The 16976-nt window shown below is 56.7% G+C and carries 18 protein-coding genes and 2 tRNA genes; 6 read left to right on the top strand and 14 right to left on the bottom strand.

The features are described from left to right. Positions 1-29 precede the first annotated feature (29 nt). Positions 30-692, bottom strand: coding sequence for a hypothetical protein (locus BLW24_RS25685; protein WP_139272697.1), 663 nt, complete (start codon positions 690-692; stop codon positions 30-32). 66 nt (positions 693-758) lie between these two features. Between BLW24_RS25685 and BLW24_RS18630 the strand changes: the two genes are divergently transcribed. The 3 genes from BLW24_RS18630 to BLW24_RS18620 all read left to right on the top strand — a co-directional run bounded on the left by BLW24_RS18630 (position 759) and on the right by BLW24_RS18620 (position 2895). Beyond that, the gene (locus BLW24_RS18630) at positions 759-974 is read left to right on the top strand and encodes a hypothetical protein (RefSeq protein ID WP_090385658.1); all 216 of its coding nucleotides are present in this window, start codon (positions 759-761) and stop codon (positions 972-974) included. Between the two features lie 49 nt (positions 975-1023). Next, positions 1024-1383: a hypothetical protein gene (locus tag BLW24_RS18625; protein ID WP_090385655.1), complete on the top strand. Its 360-nt coding sequence runs from the start codon at positions 1024-1026 to the stop codon at positions 1381-1383. 324 nt (positions 1384-1707) lie between these two features. After that, positions 1708-2895: a tyrosine-type recombinase/integrase gene (locus tag BLW24_RS18620; RefSeq protein ID WP_090385651.1), complete on the top strand. Its 1188-nt coding sequence runs from the start codon at positions 1708-1710 to the stop codon at positions 2893-2895. Positions 2896-2972: 77 nt separating this feature from the next. Here BLW24_RS18620 and BLW24_RS18615 read toward each other — a convergent pair. The 10 genes from BLW24_RS18615 to BLW24_RS18570 all read right to left on the bottom strand — a co-directional run bounded on the left by BLW24_RS18615 (position 2973) and on the right by BLW24_RS18570 (position 10747). Then, a tRNA-Pro gene (locus tag BLW24_RS18615) sits at positions 2973-3049 on the bottom strand. An 89-nt stretch (positions 3050-3138) separates the two neighbouring features. Continuing rightward, positions 3139-3495, bottom strand: coding sequence for a MerR family transcriptional regulator (locus BLW24_RS18610; RefSeq protein ID WP_090385646.1), 357 nt, complete (start codon positions 3493-3495; stop codon positions 3139-3141). Beyond that, the gene (gene ihfA / locus BLW24_RS18605; RefSeq protein WP_003243414.1) at positions 3476-3778 is read right to left on the bottom strand and encodes an integration host factor subunit alpha; all 303 of its coding nucleotides are present in this window, start codon (positions 3776-3778) and stop codon (positions 3476-3478) included. Before ihfA ends, BLW24_RS18610 begins: the two co-directional genes overlap by 20 nt. 3 nt (positions 3779-3781) lie before the next feature. After that, positions 3782-6160 (bottom strand): phenylalanine--tRNA ligase subunit beta, encoded by a 2379-nt coding sequence (gene pheT, locus BLW24_RS18600; protein ID WP_090385640.1) that lies wholly within the window; start codon positions 6158-6160, stop codon positions 3782-3784. Between the two features lie 45 nt (positions 6161-6205). After that, positions 6206-7222 carry a phenylalanine--tRNA ligase subunit alpha gene (gene pheS / locus BLW24_RS18595; protein WP_090385635.1) on the bottom strand — a complete coding sequence of 339 codons (1017 nt, stop codon included), beginning with the start codon at positions 7220-7222 and terminating at the stop codon, positions 6206-6208. 95 nt (positions 7223-7317) lie between these two features. Next, positions 7318-7674, bottom strand: coding sequence for a 50S ribosomal protein L20 (gene rplT / locus BLW24_RS18590; protein WP_040069108.1), 357 nt, complete (start codon positions 7672-7674; stop codon positions 7318-7320). A 25-nt stretch (positions 7675-7699) separates the two neighbouring features. Further along, positions 7700-7894 carry a 50S ribosomal protein L35 gene (gene rpmI, locus BLW24_RS18585; RefSeq protein WP_079202156.1) on the bottom strand — a complete coding sequence of 65 codons (195 nt, stop codon included), beginning with the start codon at positions 7892-7894 and terminating at the stop codon, positions 7700-7702. 60 nt (positions 7895-7954) lie between these two features. After that, entirely contained in the window at positions 7955-8506 is a 552-nt protein-coding gene (gene infC / locus BLW24_RS18580) for a translation initiation factor IF-3 (protein ID WP_169852835.1), read from the bottom strand. Next, entirely contained in the window at positions 8506-10428 is a 1923-nt protein-coding gene (thrS, locus tag BLW24_RS18575; RefSeq protein WP_090385630.1) for a threonine--tRNA ligase, read from the bottom strand. The genes infC and thrS overlap by 1 nt, the downstream gene beginning before the upstream one ends. A 242-nt stretch (positions 10429-10670) precedes the next feature. Next, positions 10671-10747, bottom strand: a tRNA-Val gene (locus tag BLW24_RS18570). A gap of 186 nt (positions 10748-10933) precedes the next feature. Between BLW24_RS18570 and BLW24_RS18565 the strand changes: the two genes are divergently transcribed. Further along, the gene (locus tag BLW24_RS18565) at positions 10934-12217 is read left to right on the top strand and encodes an NAD(P)/FAD-dependent oxidoreductase (RefSeq protein ID WP_090385628.1); all 1284 of its coding nucleotides are present in this window, start codon (positions 10934-10936) and stop codon (positions 12215-12217) included. 66 nt (positions 12218-12283) lie between these two features. On the opposite strand, the gene BLW24_RS26040 is transcribed toward BLW24_RS18565, so the two are convergent. After that, positions 12284-12961 carry a PA2778 family cysteine peptidase gene (locus BLW24_RS26040; RefSeq protein WP_167360402.1) on the bottom strand — a complete coding sequence of 226 codons (678 nt, stop codon included), beginning with the start codon at positions 12959-12961 and terminating at the stop codon, positions 12284-12286. Positions 12962-13208: 247 nt separating this feature from the next. Between BLW24_RS26040 and dusA the strand changes: the two genes are divergently transcribed. Together dusA and tal are read left to right on the top strand one after the other, a co-directional pair. Beyond that, positions 13209-14216 carry a tRNA dihydrouridine(20/20a) synthase DusA gene (gene dusA / locus BLW24_RS18555; RefSeq protein WP_090385623.1) on the top strand — a complete coding sequence of 336 codons (1008 nt, stop codon included), beginning with the start codon at positions 13209-13211 and terminating at the stop codon, positions 14214-14216. 41 nt (positions 14217-14257) lie between these two features. After that, complete coding sequence (gene tal / locus BLW24_RS18550) at positions 14258-15184, top strand: transaldolase (RefSeq protein WP_090385618.1); 927 nt, start codon at positions 14258-14260, stop codon at positions 15182-15184. Between the two features lie 55 nt (positions 15185-15239). Here tal and rssC read toward each other — a convergent pair whose 3' ends face one another. After that, on the bottom strand, positions 15240-15722 hold the full coding sequence (rssC, locus tag BLW24_RS18545) for an anti-sigma factor antagonist RssC (protein WP_090387794.1): 483 nt from the start codon (positions 15720-15722) through the stop codon (positions 15240-15242). A gap of 8 nt (positions 15723-15730) precedes the next feature. Continuing rightward, positions 15731-16915: a two-component system response regulator RssB gene (gene rssB, locus BLW24_RS18540; RefSeq protein ID WP_090385613.1), complete on the bottom strand. Its 1185-nt coding sequence runs from the start codon at positions 16913-16915 to the stop codon at positions 15731-15733. Positions 16916-16976: the final 61 nt, after the last annotated feature.

Genomic DNA, 16976 nt, shown 5'->3' with positions numbered 1-16976 from the left:
GTCATTCTTTTCCAGATGCGGACGGGGTTTTATTCTTCTAGTTGTTCCGTTGCATAAATTTTCGCCCAGTCTGGCAACGGGGCAGCTTTCTGTGCCGCGTACTCCAAAGTCGGTAGAGCCAGCAACAAAAGATCTCGGGAGTTAACAACCGCATCCCCCCATGTGGAGCGAAAAAACTCTTTTTGCAACCGCGATATTTGCCCCCACTCCTTGATTTCCCTTTCCACTGAAACAATCACACCCTCAATTTCACCTATCGCCCTAGCAAGATAGCTCGCCACGGATATATCAAGAGAAACAGTATCCTGAACATCCTCTCGTGAAATGCGATCAGCAAAAACCTGCAATTTTTTGAATTTATCCCGAATATCTGATATCGGCTCAGATGAGTCCAAATCGTCAAAATAAACCCACCCCACAAACTCGGAAAGCTGAGCATTCATGGCCCCAGCTATTGGCCATATGCGCGACGCCGCGAGTTCTCCACGCTGTTTTTCTTCTCTGCGGGTCTTCCGATCAGAAGATCGGGCCAACCAAAGAGAAACCAAAACAGCAGATAGAGTTCCTATTGCAGACAACGAATTCCAATCTAACTGCAAATTAAGACTTAAACTTGGCAATAACTTGAAAAATATTCCACCACATAAAAACAAGAGTACACAAACAAGCCACTGAGTCAGTTTACCATCCATAAATAAAATCCTCTCCGAAAGCCCAATTATGTGTGGAGAATAGTTTAGATGCGAGGACTCCCAGCAGTGAGCAAGCCCACCGTATCCCACACCATGACCTGCGCCGCCCAGGCCGTGATATGGCAGCCATTTATTGAAGATACCGGCAATCCTGAGCCAGCCCTGCTAGTTCAGCGCGATGCCTCTGGCCTGCTGATCATCACCCAGGAAGGCCGCGACATTCTGATCCAGCCCGAAACCCTGCCCGAACTGATCAAGCAACTGCGCCTCCTGGCGCAGTAACCCTCCCCCTCTCAATCACCCTGCCGCCCACGGCGGGATAGGAGAAGTCATGTCTGACTTTCAAGCGGAAAGCACACCAACCGCCCGCAAGCATCACCAATGCTGCGAGTGCGAGGGGAGCATAGAGCCTGGGCAGAAGTACCAGTTAATAGCGGGCAGCTGGGAAGGCCGCATGCACTCCTTCAAAACCTGCATGTCATGTCTGGAGGCCCGCGATTGGGCAACATCGCAAATTGAGTGGTGCGGTGGCGACGACCATTTGTATTACTTCGGCCAGCTTGAAGAAGACCTTTCGATCATGGCGCCGGAGATAGTCACCCAGGACGGCAGGCGCTTTCACGCCTACCGGCTGGGGGCGCAGATAGCCAATCGCCGAATGCTGGCCAGAGCCAAGCTGAAAGCCGCCTAACCCCAACAAACACGCCCGCGCTAAGCGGGCGCGGAGCACTTCTATGCCTGCAGCAATCGCGCAGCAACGGGCGGCTATCGCCCCGAGATTCATCAGAGCCATGGATGCTCCCGCCTACCTTGGCATGTGCCGTGATGAGTTCAACAAAACAGTCAGGCCGCATGTAAGCGAGTTCCCCATTGGGGTCCAGGGTGTCGGTTTCGATCGCCAGGAGCTTGATGAATGGGCGGATAGCTACGTTCGGCGGATGGCGGTTGAAAAGCACGCACATGCAATCCAAAGTGACCCTCGCAGCGAGTGCCAGGGCAAAGGAGTCAAGAAGCCATGGCAAGAAAAACCATCACGGGCCTCCAGAAGCAGCCGAACGGGATCTGGAGGATCGACAAAATCTACAAAGGAGAACGATTTCAGGAAAGCACTGGAACTTGTGACCGGGAAGAAGCAGAGCAGTACCTGATCCACCGACTTGAGCAGTTGCGCCAGGAGAAGGTTTACGGTGTCAGGCAGGTGCGTACATGGCGGGAGGCGGCGACACGGTTCCTGATTGAGTTCAAGGACCAGGCCTCAATCAAGCTGTCCGCGCACCACCTGGCAGGACTCGACCCGTACATCGGCGCCATGCCTTTGACCCATATCGACGACCAGGCGCTTGCCCCGTTCATTCGGGACAGGCTGACGGAAAGCAAGGGGCAAGATGGGAAGCTCAAGAAGGCTGTCAGCAACCGGACGATAAATATCTCGATTGAGCGTGTTGTGCGTATCTTGACGCTCTGCACGCGCAAATGGCGGGATGATGAGCGCCGGCCGTGGCTGGATAGCGTTCCGCTGCTGACCAAGCTGGAAGAGAAAAAGGCGAGCCGTAAGCCATACCCGCTTTCATGGGATGAGCAGTCGGCTCTGTTTGCTGAGCTTCCAGACCACCTGCACCGGATGGCGCTGTACAAGGTCAACACGGGTTGCCGGGAGCAAGAAGTGTGCAAGCTGCGCTGGGATTGGGAGATCAAGGTGCCGGAGATAGGTGCCAGCGTGTTCCTGATTCCCGCGGATTTCGGCGGCAGGAATGAGCGCTCTGGCGTGAAGAACGGCGATGAGCGCCTGGTTGTGCTGAATAGCGTTGCGCAGTCGGTGATCAACCGGCAGCGCGGACTAGATCCTGAATGGGTGTTCCCTTACGGGCAGCCATCAGGGCCGGTTCACCGGATGAATGACAGCGCTTGGAAGAAGGCGAGAGTGAGAGCAGCTGACAAATGGGAGAAGGACCACAAGTCAGCTGCGCACCCTGGTTTCCGATCCATCCGCATCCACGACCTGAAGCACACGTTTGGTAGACGGCTTCGGGCTGCTGGTGTCACTGAGGAAGATCGCAAGGCGCTATTGGGCCACAAGAACGGCAGCATCACCAGCCACTACTCGGCGGCAGAACTTGATCAGCTGATTGCGGCTGCGAACAAGGTTTCGGTCACCGACTCACGCGCTCCGGCGCTGACAATTCTCAGGAGGAAGCACGGGTAAATATGAGTAGTCACTTGAAAAGTCACTACGCCAGAAACAACAAAGCCACCCGAAGGTGGCTAAGTCATTGAAAAATATGGTCGGGACGGAGTGATTCGAACACTCGACCCCTAGCACCCCATGCTAGTGCGCTACCGGACTGCGCTACGCCCCGACTAGGCGTGAATCCATTTTCAGAGACCCGAAAACGTCGTGAACTATACACTAAGCTTCTGAAATGCGGAAACTTTTTCAGTAGCGCAACTATTTCCTAAGGACTAACAAGACATCCTCAAGCTCAGTAATCATTTGCTTGATCAGTTGCTTGTACTGGGTGCTGTCATCTTTCGCTTCGTCACCAGAAAGGCGCTGGCGCGCCCCTCCTATGGTAAAACCCTGATCGTACAAGAGCGCCCGGATCTGCCGAATCATCAGCACATCCTGGCGCTGATAATAGCGGCGATTACCACGCCGCTTAACTGGGTTGAGTTGTGGAAATTCCTGTTCCCAGTAACGCAGTACGTGCGGCTTGACAGCACAGAACTCGCTGACTTCACCAATGGTGAAATAGCGCTTGCCGGGTATAACGGGCAGTTCGTCGTTATGACTTGGTTCCAGCATACGCCTCGACCCTGGCTTTAAGTTTCTGGCCTGGACGGAAAGTCACGACACGGCGAGCCGTGATCGGAATTTCCTCTCCTGTTTTTGGATTGCGACCGGGGCGCTGACGCTTATCGCGCAGATCAAAGTTACCGAACCCCGAGAGCTTGACCTGTTCGTTGAGCTCCAGCGCTTGGCGGATCTCCTCAAAGAACAGCTCCACCAACTCCTTGGCTTCCCGTTTATTCAGGCCCAGCTCTTCATACAGACGTTCCGCCATCTCAGCTTTCGTCAGAGCCCCCATACGCTACTTCCTTAACGTGGCGTTGAACCTTTGTTCCAGGGAGGTGAGAATATTTTGCGTTGTGGTGCTCACCTCATCGTCATTAAGAGTGCGCGATGGATGCTGCCAGGTCAAGCCAACGGCAAGGCTTTTTCTATGAGGATCAATACCTTTACCGTGATACACGTCAAATAGCTTGAGGTCGGCCAGCCACTCGCCTGCTGCTTCACGAATCGCACCGAGCAAATCCTGCGCAGGCACGTCCCGATCGACCAGCAAAGCCAGGTCGCGGCGTACTTCTGGGAACTTCGACAGCTCCTGGAACTTAGGCATAACGCCCTGAGTGATCTCACCCAGCACCAGCTCAAACACAAAGACAGCCTGATCCAGCCCCAACGCCTTCGACAGCTCAGGATGAATAGCGCCGAGGAAACCGACGACACGCCCTTCACGCTCAATGCGCGCCGTTTGCCCCGGATGCAGCGCGGCATGTTCGCCCGGCACAAAGGCAAAGCTGTCGCCCGCACCCGCACTGGCCAGCAACGCCTCGACATCAGCTTTCACATCATAGAAGTCAACATCATCGCGGCCATGCGCCCAAGCCTCAGGCAGACGACCACCACAAATCACGCCCGCCAGCATCGGCTCTTGCTTCAAACCTTCAAGCTGCCCAACAAAACGTAAGCCACTTTCGAACAGGCGCACACGCGACTGCTGACGATTCAAGTTGTGCTCGAGCGCCTTGATCAAACCCGGCCACAAAGAAGAACGCATCGCCGCCATGTCTGCAGAAATCGGGTTCGCCAACATCAGCGGCGCAACACCTGGATTGAACAGCTCGAACAACTTGGGATCGATAAAGCTGTAGGTGATCGCCTCCTGATAACCACGGGCAACCAGCAAACGACGCAGCGCAGGCAGTTCAACAGCCGCTTCAGCCTTGGCCTGCGGAGCCAAACGCGCTTGTGGGTAACGCACAGGCAAGCGGTTGTAACCATACAAGCGGGCAAGCTCTTCGATCAGATCGACTTCCAGGCTGATATCGAAGCGGTGGCTTGGCACACCCACTTGCCACTGCCCTTCGCCATCGGCACTAATGCCCAAGCCCAAAGCCGCCAGCAAACGGATAATTTCGGCATCATCCATCTTCAGGCCGAGCATCTGCTCGATGCGCTCAGCACGCAGCGTGACCGGTGCAACGCTCGGCAAGTGCTCCTGATTGACGACTTCGATAATCGGCCCAGCTTCGCCACCAACGACTTCTAGCAACAGCGCAGTCGCCCGCTCCATAGCCTCGCGAGCCAACTGCCAGTCCACGCCACGCTCGAAGCGGTGCGACGCATCCGTGTGCAAACCGTAAGAACGAGCCTTACCAGCGATGGCGATGGTGTCGAAGAACGCACTTTCTAGGAACAGATCGCGGGTCTTTTCGTTGACCCCGCTGTGTTCGCCGCCCATCACGCCGGCAATGGCCAAGGCACGGCTGTGATCGGCGATCACCAGCGTATCGCTACGCAGGCTGACTTCCTGACCATCAAGCAGGACAAGCTTCTCGCCTTCCTCGGCCATACGCACGCGGATGCCGCCATTGATCTCGGCGAGGTCAAACGCATGCAGTGGCTGACCCAGTTCAAGCATCACGTAGTTGGTGATGTCGACAGCTGCATCGATACTACGCACATCGGCGCGACGCAGACGCTCAACCATCCACAACGGCGTGGGCTTGGACAAATCGACATTGCGTACAACCCGACCGAGGTAACGCGGGCAGGCTTGCGCAGCCAGAATTTCAACTGGGCGCACTTCATCATGGCTCGGCGCAACTGCCGCAACTACCGGGCGAGTGACAGGCGCGGCGTACAAAGCACCGACTTCACGCGCCAGACCAGCCAACGACAGACAGTCACCACGGTTCGGGGTCAGATCCACCTCGATGCTGGCGTCATCCAGATCCAGATAGACACGAATATCCTGGCCCACCGGCGCATCAGCCGGCAGCTCTATCAGGCCGTCATTTTCTTCGCTGATCTGCAGCTCAGAGGCCGAGCAGAGCATGCCGTTGGATTCAACACCGCGCAGCTTGGCTTTCTTGATCTTAAAGTCGCCGGGCAGTTCGGCACCGATCATGGCGAACGGAATCTTCAGGCCAGGGCGCACATTCGGCGCGCCGCACACCACCTGAAAGGTTTCCGCGCCGCTGCTGACCTGGCACACACGCAACTTGTCCGCATCGGGGTGCTGCTCGGTGCTCAGCACCTCACCCACCACCACACCGCTGAATACACCGGCGGCCAGCGATACGCTGTCGACTTCAAGACCGGCCATGGACAGGCGGGCAACCAGATCGTCGCGGGAAACCTGCGGGTTTACCCAGCTACGCAGCCATTGTTCACTGAATTTCATACTGTCTGTTCTCCTGAACCAATTCGATTACGGAATGCGGGGGCGCTAGCGAAATTGCGCCAGGAACCGCAGGTCGTTATCGAAGAACAGCCGTAAATCGTTGACGCCATAACGCAGCATGGCCAAACGTTCGACCCCCATACCAAAGGCAAAACCCTGGTATTTCTCAGGGTCGATGCCGGACATGCGCAGCACGTTCGGGTGCACCATGCCGCAACCCATAACCTCCAGCCAGCCGGTCTGCTTGCACACTCGGCAGCCTTTACCGCCGCACATCACGCATTGCATGTCGACTTCGGCCGACGGCTCGGTGAAGGGGAAGAATGAGGGACGGAAGCGCACGCCCAGGGGCTTCTCGAAGAACACGCGGAGGAACTCCTCGATGGTGCCCTTGAGGTCAGCAAAACTCACGCCCTCATCGACCAGCAGGCCTTCGACCTGGTGGAACATCGGCGAGTGAGTGATATCGGAATCGCAGCGATAAACACGACCGGGGCAGACAATGCGTATCGGCGGCTGCTGCGATTCCATGGTGCGCACCTGAACCGGCGAGGTGTGGGTACGCAACAACATGTTCGCGTTGAAATAGAAGGTGTCATGCATCGCCCGGGCCGGATGGTGGCCAGGGATATTGAGTGCTTCAAAGTTGTGATAATCGTTTTCCACTTCCGGACCTTCGGCAATGCCGTAGCCAATGCGGGTGAAAAACTGCTCAACGCGCTCCAGCGTCCGGGTTACCGGATGCAGACCACCAGAAGCCTGGCCACGGCCCGGGAGGGTCACGTCGATTTTTTCGGCGGCGAGCTTGGCGCTCAGCGCAGCCTGTTCCAGAGTTGCCTTACGGCTGTTCAGAGCATCCCGAACCTGATCCTTGGCGGCATTGATCAACGCACCGGCTTGCGGACGCTCTTCTGCCGACAGATTGCCCAGGGTCTTCACCACCTGAGTCAATTCGCCTTTCTTGCCCAGATAGTGAACCCGCAATTGCTCCAGGGCATTCACATCGTCGGTGTGGCTAACGGCCTCAAGCGCTTGCGAGACCAGCACATCCAGATTTTCCATTTACAGACTCCAGATACGAAATAGGGGAAGAGCTTGAAGGCTCTTCCCCTATTGGTGACGTTTAGCACCGGGCGAGCCCGGTGATTGTCGGGGACTTAAGCCAGTACGGCTTTCGCTTTCTCGACAATCGCAGCAAACGCCGCTTTTTCGTTCACTGCCAGATCAGCCAGAACCTTACGGTCGATCTCAATGGACGCTTTTTTCAGGCCGGCAATGAAACGGCTGTAGGACAGACCGTTAACACGAGCACCAGCGTTGATACGAGCGATCCACAGAGCGCGGAACTGACGTTTTTTCTGGCGACGGTCGCGGTAGGCGTATTGGCCTGCCTTGATCACCGCTTGCTTGGCAACGCGGAACACGCGTGAACGTGCGCCGTAATAGCCTTTAGCGAGTTTCAGAATTTTTTTGTGACGCTTGCGAGCGATAACGCCGCGCTTAACACGAGCCATGAGTAATTTCCTCTATCTTGACCGATTAACGAACGCGCAGCATGCGCGCCACTTTTGCTACGTCAGACGGATGCACCATGGTGCTACCGCGCAGTTGACGCTTACGCTTAGTGGACATCTTGGTCAGGATGTGGCTCTTGAAAGCGTGCTTGTGCTTGAAGCCGTTAGCGGTTTTGAGAAAACGCTTGGCTGCACCACTCTTAGTTTTCATCTTTGGCATGTTCGGATACTCCGCATTCAGTTGATAAACATAACCGCAAGGCCTGCCGTGCCCTGGTGGTTACTTCTTCTTTTTGGGGGCGATGACCATTATCAGCTGGCGTCCTTCCATCTTTGGATGCTGTTCAACGGTGCCGTATTCAGCAAGGTCACCTTCAACCCGCTTCAACAACTCCATGCCCAGCTCCTGATGCGCCATCTCACGGCCGCGGAATCGAAGCGATACCTTGGCCCTGTCCCCATCACTAAGGAAACGTACCAGGTTGCGTAGTTTTACCTGGTAATCCCCTTCCTCCGTCCCTGGACGAAACTTGATTTCTTTAACCTGAATCTGCTTCTGGTTTTTCTTTGCCGCAGCAATCTGCTTCTTCTTTTCGAAGATCGATTTGCCATAGTCCATCAGCTTGCAAACAGGTGGCACTGCATCGGCAGAAATCTCTACCAGATCCAGCTTGGCCTCTTCGGCCTTAAGAAGCGCGTCTTCAATTGACACAATCCCAAGCTGCTCACCCTCAGCGCCAATTAGCCGAACCTCGCGTGCCGAGATATTCTCGTTGATCGGGGCCTTCGGTGCAGCTCGTTTATCTTGTCTCATTTCACGCTTAATAATGATTACTCCAAATCTTGGCGACCACGCCGGGAAACCGCCTGCGCAAGAAATTCAGCGAATTGAGTGACGGGCATTGAGCCCAGATCAGCACCTTCACGGGTACGCACGGCGACAGTTTTCGTCTCAACCTCCCGATCTCCAATAACCAAGAGATAGGGAAACTTGAGCAAAGTATGCTCGCGGATTTTAAAGCCTATCTTCTCGTTCCTCAAGTCAGACTTGGCACGAAAACCGCTTTGATTGAGCGACTTCTCCACTTCGAGGGCAAAATCAGCCTGTTTATCAGTGATATTCATCACCACGGCCTGAGTCGGAGCCAGCCAAGCAGGGAACGCACCTTCGTAGTGCTCAATCAGAATCCCGATGAAACGCTCGAACGAACCGAGGATCGCACGGTGCAGCATCACCGGATGCTTACGGCTATTGTCCTCACTGACGTACTCCGCCCCCAACCGCACCGGCAAGTTAAAGTCGAGCTGCAAGGTACCACACTGCCAGACACGACCCAGGCAGTCCTTCAGTGAGAACTCGATCTTCGGCCCGTAGAAGGCGCCCTCACCCGGCTGCAGATCATAAGCCAGCCCAGCGCTATCGAGCGCCGCCGCCAACGCTGCCTCGGCACGATCCCACAAATCATCCGAACCCACACGCTTATCCGGACGCGTGGAGAGCTTGAGCTGAATATCGGTAAAGCCAAAATCAGCGTAAACAGCCTGAGTCAACTTGATAAAGTCTGCCGACTCAGCCTGCATCTGCTCTTCGGTACAGAAGATATGCGCGTCATCCTGAGTAAAGCCACGCACACGCATGATGCCGTGCAGCGCACCGGACGGCTCATTTCGGTGACAAGCACCGAACTCGGCCAGACGCATCGGCAACTCGCGGTAGCTCTTAAGCCCCTGATTGAACACTTGCACGTGACACGGGCAGTTCATCGGCTTGATCGCGTAATCACGACTTTCCGACTCAGTGGTGAACATGTTCTCGGCGTAGTTTGCCCAGTGCCCGGACTTCTCCCACAGCGAGCGATCGACCACCTGCGGGGTCTTGATCTCGAGATAGCCATGCTCGCGCTGCACGCCACGCATGTACTGCTCCAGCACCTGATAAAGAGTCCAGCCATTGGGGTGCCAGAACACCATGCCCGGCGCTTCTTCCTGGGTGTGAAACAGATTCAGACGCTTGCCGATCTTACGGTGATCGCGCTTCTCAGCCTCTTCAATGCGCTGGATATAGGCCGCCAACTGCTTCTTATCAGCCCAGGCAGTGCCGTAAACGCGCTGCAATTGCTCGTTCTTGGCATCGCCGCGCCAGTAGGCACCGGAGAGCTTGGTCAGCTTGAATGCCTTGAGGAAGCGCGTATTCGGCACGTGCGGGCCACGACACATGTCGACGTATTCTTCGTGGCAGTACAGACCCATAGCCTGCTCATCCGGCATATCTTCAACCAGACGTAGCTTGTATTCCTCGCCACGGGCGGTGAAGACATCAATAACTTCGGCGCGCGGCGTCACTTTTTTGATGACGTCGTAGTCCTTCTCGATCAGCTGCTGCATGCGCTGCTCGATTGCCGCCACATCATCTAGAGTGAAAGGACGCTCAGATGCGATGTCGTAGTAGAAACCCTCTTCAATGACCGGACCGATCACCATCTTGGCAGCGGGAAACAACTGCTTGACCGCATGACCAATCAAATGCGCGCAGGAGTGGCGAATGATTTCCAGGCCTTCCTGATCTTTTGGCGTAATGATTTGCAGGGTTGCGTCGCTATCAATCAGGTCACAGGCATCAACCAGCTTGCCATTGACCTTGCCAGCTACCGTGGCTTTAGCCAGGCCAGCACCAATAGATTGCGCCACCTCGAGCACAGATACCGAGTGATCGAACGAACGCTGACTGCCGTCGGGAAGAGTAATGATGGGCATGGCGCCTCCTCTCCTAGTGGCGACCTCTACCAAAGGCCACATGGGTTGGGATGAGCCAGTAAGCGATTCAGCGGTATACCTGCCATACAGTGGCGGGAGCTTTTCAGCCAACCAAAAACCGAACCGGGGTCACTGGAGGTTTTAAACAGCGATTAACCGCACGGATGCTTGCAGAAAGCCGGGCTTGCTGGCAAGAACCCAATAAAAAAGGGCCGCCTAGGCGACCCTTTTCCTACCAAATCTGGTAGGCACGATTGGACTCGAACCAACGACCCCCACCATGTCAAGGTGGTGCTCTAACCAACTGAGCTACGTGCCTACAATGGGTGCGCATTCTACGGCCACGCAAAAAACTGTCAACCTATTTTTTGCGCTAACTGCCTGAATAACTGAATTTTTTACTGTTCTACAGCGCGTTTAATATTTCACACAGGCCACTAGCCGGGCATTTTTAACTCAGGTAGCATCTGCCCATTCGTAAAAAATAAAGAACAGAGGTTGCAAAATGGCGCACACAGCTTATCCACAATCCTATTACGCGGCCTCCGCCAACCCGGTACCACCGCGCCCGGAATTGAATGCTGAAGTCGAAACTGACGTGTGCATCGTCGGCGCCGGCTACACCGGCCTGTCGACAGCCATAGCCCTGCTCGAGAATGGCTTTAAAGTCAGCATTGTCGAAGCCGCCAAGGTCGGTTTCGGTGCATCGGGTCGCAACGGCGGGCAGATCGTTAATAGCTACAGCCGCGACATTGACGTGATCGAGCGTAGCGTCGGCCCCAAGCAGGCAAAACTGCTGGGCGATATGGCATTCGAAGGCGGCCGCATCATTCGCGAACGCATCGCCAAGTACAACATCCAATGCGACCTCAAAAACGGTGGCGTCTTCGCCGCCAATACCCCCAAACATATGAAGCACCTTGAGTCGCAGAAAAAGCTCTGGGAACGCTACGGCCACACCCAGCTTGAACTGATGGACGCCAAGCGCATCCGTGAAGTGGTGGACAGCGACGTTTACGTGGGCGGCATGCTGGACATGAGCGGCGGCCATATCCACCCGCTCAACCTGGCCTTGGGCGAGGCGGCAGCCGTCGAATCACTGGGCGGCGTGATCTATGAACAATCCCCGGCCATCCGTATTGATCGCGGTGCCAATCCCGTTGTGCACACGCCAAACGGACGAGTCAAAGCCAAGTTCGTGGTCGTCGCCGGCAACGCTTACCTGGGCAACCTGATCCCGGAGCTGTCGGCCAAGTCGATGCCGTGCGGCACCCAGGTGATCACCACCGAGCCGCTGTCCGCTGAACTGGCGAAAAGCCTGCTGCCACAGGACTATTGTGTTGAAGACTGCAACTACCTGCTCGACTACTACCGCCTGACCAGCGACAAGCGCCTGATCTTCGGCGGCGGCGTGGTCTACGGCGCACGCGACCCGGCGAACATCGAAGCGATCATTCGCCCGAAAATGCTCGAGGCCTTCCCGCAATTGAAGGATGTGAAGATCGACTACGCCTGGACCGGCAACTTCCTGCTGACCCTGTCGCGCCTGCCGCAAGTCGGCCGCCTGGGCGACAACATCTACTACTCACAAGGTTGCAGCGGCCACGGCGTGACCTACACCCACCTGGCCGGCAAGGTCCTGGCCGAAGCTCTGCGCGGTCAGGCAGAGCGCTTCGACGCATTCGCCGACCTGCCGCACTACCCCTTCCCTGGCGGCCGCCTGTTCCAGGTGCCATTCAGTGCCCTGGGTGCTTGGTACTACACCCTGCGTGACAAGCTGGGCGTCTAACGCCCAGCCCGCAAACAAAAACGGCACCTTAAGAGGTGCCGTTTTTCATTCTCTCTTCCGACGGTTTTACAGCTGCGCATCCGGCCACACCTGATGCGCCGTACGCAACGCCCGCTGCGCTGCCGCCGTACGACCTTGCTCTTGCAGCTCCTGCACCGCCGTCAACCACGCCTGCTTGAGCGGCTGCTCCGGCAGCTGATTGGTTGGCATGACCAACACCGCCCAACGCCCCGCCTCGCCCCAGGCATCGTCGAAGCTGGCAAAGCTGGTGTACCAACGCTGGGTATTGCCCGAACGCAGTACCAGCGTACGCTCGCGCTGGTCATAGCCCACCAGCAGCGCAAAATGCGCCCCCGGCCCGCCAAACAGACGATCTTGCATCACCAGCACTGGATGCCCTGCCGACACCTGCTGCATCAGTACATCCAGATTACCGGGCAAGGGGTAGACCAGCAGATCATAAGAGCGCGCCACCGCCTCAAGCCCGGCTTGCGCGCTTTGCCCTTTGGTCAGTTGCTGAATGCGCTCATCCACTAAACCAGGGCTGGTGATCACCCCATGATGATTGAGCAACGCCGCCAACGCCGAAGGCCCACCCTGCGCATCACTGAGTTGGAAAAACGGCACATCGGCCAGTTCGACCCGCTCAGGCAGGCGCTTGGTCTCAGGCAGCAGCTGTGGCCCACTGGCGCAGGCAGAGAGCAGAAACGACAGAGCAAACGGCAGAAGCTTTACTACGCGCACAGACTGAAACATCACTCACCCATTGGCTTGTTTGTGGCGCAGAGCATAACGACGAAGTGCCGATGCCCCAACCTATCTACGCAAAATGCCGAATTTCCGGCAGGCAATGCCCAAGTCATACGCACAAACGAAAACCCTCTCCAGGCTGATAAACTGCCGAGCATTGCATCTAACGCTACCTTCACCCGGCACCACCACCGAATCACGGCCACCGCCCTTGCGCCCGCCACCAAACAGATAGATTCCAATGCCCGATAACTGTGCACCTGCCAACACGCCTCCAACCATGCTTTCTCGGCGCTTCTCCGTTGCTCCAATGATGGATTGGACGGACCGTCACTGCCGCTTTTTCCTACGCCAGTTGTCTCAGCACGCCCTGCTGTATACCGAGATGGTCACCACCGGTGCGATATTGCACGGTGACGTGGCACGCTTTCTGCGCCATAGCGCTGCCGAATACCCGCTCGCGCTGCAGCTGGGCGGCAGCGTGCCTGCGGATCTGGCGGCCTGTGCCAAGCTGGCGCAGGAAGCGGGCTATAACGAGGTCAACCTCAACGTCGGCTGCCCCAGTGACCGGGTGCAAAACAATATGATCGGCGCCTGCCTAATGGGCCATCCACAACTGGTCGCCGACTGCGTGAAAGCCATGCAGGATGCGGTGGATATCCCGGTAACGGTAAAGCACCGCATTGGCATCAACGGCCGCGACAGCTATGCCGAGCTGTGCGATTTCGTCGGCACCGTGCGCGATGCCGGCTGCCGCAGCTTTACCGTGCATGCGCGCATCGCCATTCTCGAAGGGCTTTCGCCCAAGGAAAACCGTGAGATCCCACCTCTGCGTTATGAGGTGGCGGCGCAGCTTAAACAGGACTTCCCTGAGCTGGAAATCATCCTCAATGGCGGCATCAAGACCCTTGAAGACTGCCAACAGCACCTGCAGACCTTCGATGGCGTGATGCTGGGCCGCGAGGCGTACCATAACCCCTATCTACTGGCGCAGGTTGACCAGCAGCTGTTCGGTTCCTCCCGCACGGCCATGAACCGTTTTGAGGCCATGCAGAGTATGCGCGGCTATATCGCCGCGCACCTCGCCGAAGGCGGCAGCATGCACCACATCACCCGCCATATGCTCGGCCTGGGCCAGGGGTTCAATGGTGCGCGACGCTTTCGCCAACTGCTCTCGGTGGACATTCACAAGACCAGCGAGCCACTAACGCTGTTCGATCAAGCGGCGCAATTGCTGCAAGGCCGCTGACTCGGGTAAGGTCGGTGCATCTGCAACGACAAGGCTGTGTCATGACCTCCAAGCTGGATCAACTCAAGCAGTTCACTACGGTAGTCGCCGATACCGGCGACCTCGACGCCATTGCCCGCCTGAAGCCGGTCGATGCCACCACCAACCCATCCCTGCTGCTCAAAGCCGCCGCAATGCCCGGCTATAGCGAGCAGCTAAAGCATGCCGTCAAGACCAGCCAAGGCGACTTGGGTCTGGCCTGCGACCATTTTGGCGTCGCGGTGGGCGGTGAAATTCTCAAAATCATCCCCGGACGTATCTCCACCGAAGTGGATGCACGCCTGTCCTTCGATACTCAGGCCACTTTGCGCAGAGCCGAACGCTTGATTGGCCTATATGAAGAAGCCGGTATTGGCCGCGAACGCGTGCTGATCAAGATCGCGTCGACCTGGGAAGGAATTCACGCCGCCGAGCAACTGGAAAAAGCCGGCATTCAGTGCAACCTGACCCTGCTGTTCTCTTTCGCCCAAGCGCAGGCCTGCGCCGATGCCGGCGTATTTCTGATTTCGCCCTTCGTCGGGCGCATCTACGACTGGTACAAGAAAGCCGAAGGCCGTGATTATGTCGGCGCAGAAGACCCCGGCGTGCAGTCCGTTACGCGCATCTACAACTACTACAAGGCCAACGCCTACCAGACCGTGGTGATGGGCGCGAGCTTCCGCAATATCGGCCAGATCGAACAGCTGGCTGGCTGTGATCGCCTGACCATCAGCCCCGAACTGCTGCAGCAACTGGCCGATGACCAGCAGCCACTGGCGCGCCTGCTCAGCCCTGGCAAAGCTGCCGAAGCCAAGCAGCGCCTGAGCGAAAGCCAATTCCGCTGGGCCATGAATGAAGACGCCATGGGCACCGAAAAGCTGGCAGAAGGCATTCGCCTGTTTGCCCGCGATCAGGAAAAGCTGGAAAAACTGCTGACTGCTCAAGCCTGAATGACCTGAATGCAAACGGGGCGCTCATTGAGCGCCCCGTTTGTTTAACCACAAGTCAATGATGCTCGAGGGCGTTAACCAGATCGTGGAAAGCTTCGCGATTGGAGTCATTCAACCCCATCAGTATGCGGTGCGCTTCCAGCACCTTGGCACGTACCAGCTCTTCCGATTGATCCTGCGACGGCAGGTCATCCAGACAATCCGGGCACGGCACCGGTGTATCGACGATATTGAAGACCTGATCAAAACCCATCGACTGCAACAGTCGCGTGATATCGGCGTGGGTGGTCACCACCGTCGGCAACAGACCGATCTTCTGCCGCGACAGAATCGACAGTTTGGCCAGTAGCCCAAGAGTCGTGCTATCGATACTGCGGGTCTCGGTCAGATCAATCACGATGGCTGAGAAGTTCAGCGCGGTGAAGATTTTCTCGATGGTCGAATCCAGCGCCAAACAGAGGGTCAGGCGCACTTCACCGACAAACTTCAAGATGAAGGTGCCATCTTGTTCGGCAAACTGGATTCTACCGGGGCTTATCCCAGGGTTCATGCAAGGTTCCTGCTTAACACCAGCAAGGCAATATCATCCGGCATATCCCCCAGATTGGCCAGCCCAAAAGCCGTACGCAGGCCATCCAAGGTGCCCCCCGCAGAGCTGATCAACTGCGGCAACAGGGTTTCCTTGTCTTTCAAGGTATCGCCCGGCAACAGATCGAGAATGCCATCGGAGAGTAGCGTCAGACTGAAGGCCTCTGGCAGCTCCAGCTCCAGGTCGTTGTACTCGGCCTCGACAAACAACCCAACCGGTAAGCCGCGCCCTTCCAGGTAACGCGCCTGGCCTTCGCTGTAGAGCACCGGCAGCGGCAGATGACCGCCAATGCTATAGGTCAGACGGTTGTTTGCCTGGTCGATCACGCCACCGAGCATGGTCACGTGCTTACCCAACTTGCAGTTGATCAAGCCACGGTTGATATGACCGAGCACTTCAGAGGGTTTGAAATCCGGCAGGTTGCCACCGCGGCGCGACTCATACAGCAGGCGCGTGGTCATAAACTTCAGCAACACGGTGATAAATGCCGAAGAAGCGCCATGCCCGGACACATCAGCCAGATAAAAAGCGATACGACTGTCATCGACGCGGAAATAGTCGACAAAGTCGCCCGACAGGTACAGCGAAGGAATGATCTGGTGGGCGAAGTTCAAGCTATCAGCCTGCCACGGCGTTACCGGCAGCATATTCATCTGCACCTGGCGCCCGGCGTTCTGATCTTCCTGCAACAGGTGCAGGCTGGCCTGCAGTTCGCGGTTGGCGGTTTCCAACTCGTCGCGGTAGCGCTGGTTTTCCAGGCGCAAATTGGCGCGATCCAGCGCACGACGCACTGAATGCTCAAGCACGGCAAGATCGGCCAGGGGTTTGATCAGGTAATCGGCTGCACCCAAGCGCAAGGCTTCGACGGCATCGCTCATCACACCAGCACCAGACACCACGATTACCGGGGTTTCCACTTGCAGGGCATTGATGCGGCGAATCAGCTCGAGACCATCGACTTGCGGCATACGCAGATCGCAGATCACCAGATCCGGCGACTCGGCATGAAAGACTTCCAGCCCCTGCAAGCCATTGACAGCCTGCAGCACATGAAAACCACTGTCTTCCAGGTAGGCTGCGAGGCTCGCACGCACTACGTCGTCGTCATCGATTATCAGCAGCGTGGCACTGGTTTTGTGCATGAGGTATCCAGGCAAACTGCGCCGGGTATGGGTTGGCTTATACGTCAGGGCAACCGCCTGG

The sequence above is a fragment of the Pseudomonas anguilliseptica genome, assembly GCF_900105355.1.
In the GTDB taxonomy this organism is placed as follows: Bacteria; Pseudomonadota; Gammaproteobacteria; order Pseudomonadales; family Pseudomonadaceae; genus Aquipseudomonas; species Aquipseudomonas anguilliseptica.
This window is presented reverse-complemented; position numbering and strand designations above follow the sequence as displayed.

Bases quoted from the DNA above. Each gene is read 5' to 3' on its own strand.
- rplT (WP_040069108.1), bottom strand. From the start codon at position 7,674: ATGGCTCGTGTTAAGCGCGGCGTTATCGCTCGCAAGCGTCACAAAAAA.
- BLW24_RS18610 (WP_090385646.1), bottom strand. From the start codon at position 3,495: ATGCTGGAACCAAGTCATAACGACGAACTGCCCGTTATACCCGGCAAG.
- tal (WP_090385618.1), top strand. From the start codon at position 14,258: ATGACCTCCAAGCTGGATCAACTCAAGCAGTTCACTACGGTAGTCGCC.
- pheT (WP_090385640.1), bottom strand. From the start codon at position 6,160: ATGAAATTCAGTGAACAATGGCTGCGTAGCTGGGTAAACCCGCAGGTT.
- ihfA (WP_003243414.1), bottom strand. From the start codon at position 3,778: ATGGGGGCTCTGACGAAAGCTGAGATGGCGGAACGTCTGTATGAAGAG.
- dusA (WP_090385623.1), top strand. From the start codon at position 13,209: ATGCCCGATAACTGTGCACCTGCCAACACGCCTCCAACCATGCTTTCT.
- rssB (WP_090385613.1), bottom strand. From the start codon at position 16,915: ATGCACAAAACCAGTGCCACGCTGCTGATAATCGATGACGACGACGTA.
- pheS (WP_090385635.1), bottom strand. From the start codon at position 7,222: ATGGAAAATCTGGATGTGCTGGTCTCGCAAGCGCTTGAGGCCGTTAGC.
- BLW24_RS25685 (WP_139272697.1), bottom strand. From the start codon at position 692: ATGGATGGTAAACTGACTCAGTGGCTTGTTTGTGTACTCTTGTTTTTA.
- BLW24_RS18620 (WP_090385651.1), top strand. From the start codon at position 1,708: ATGGCAAGAAAAACCATCACGGGCCTCCAGAAGCAGCCGAACGGGATC.
- BLW24_RS18625 (WP_090385655.1), top strand. From the start codon at position 1,024: ATGTCTGACTTTCAAGCGGAAAGCACACCAACCGCCCGCAAGCATCAC.
- BLW24_RS18565 (WP_090385628.1), top strand. From the start codon at position 10,934: ATGGCGCACACAGCTTATCCACAATCCTATTACGCGGCCTCCGCCAAC.
- rpmI (WP_079202156.1), bottom strand. From the start codon at position 7,894: ATGCCAAAGATGAAAACTAAGAGTGGTGCAGCCAAGCGTTTTCTCAAA.
- thrS (WP_090385630.1), bottom strand. From the start codon at position 10,428: ATGCCCATCATTACTCTTCCCGACGGCAGTCAGCGTTCGTTCGATCAC.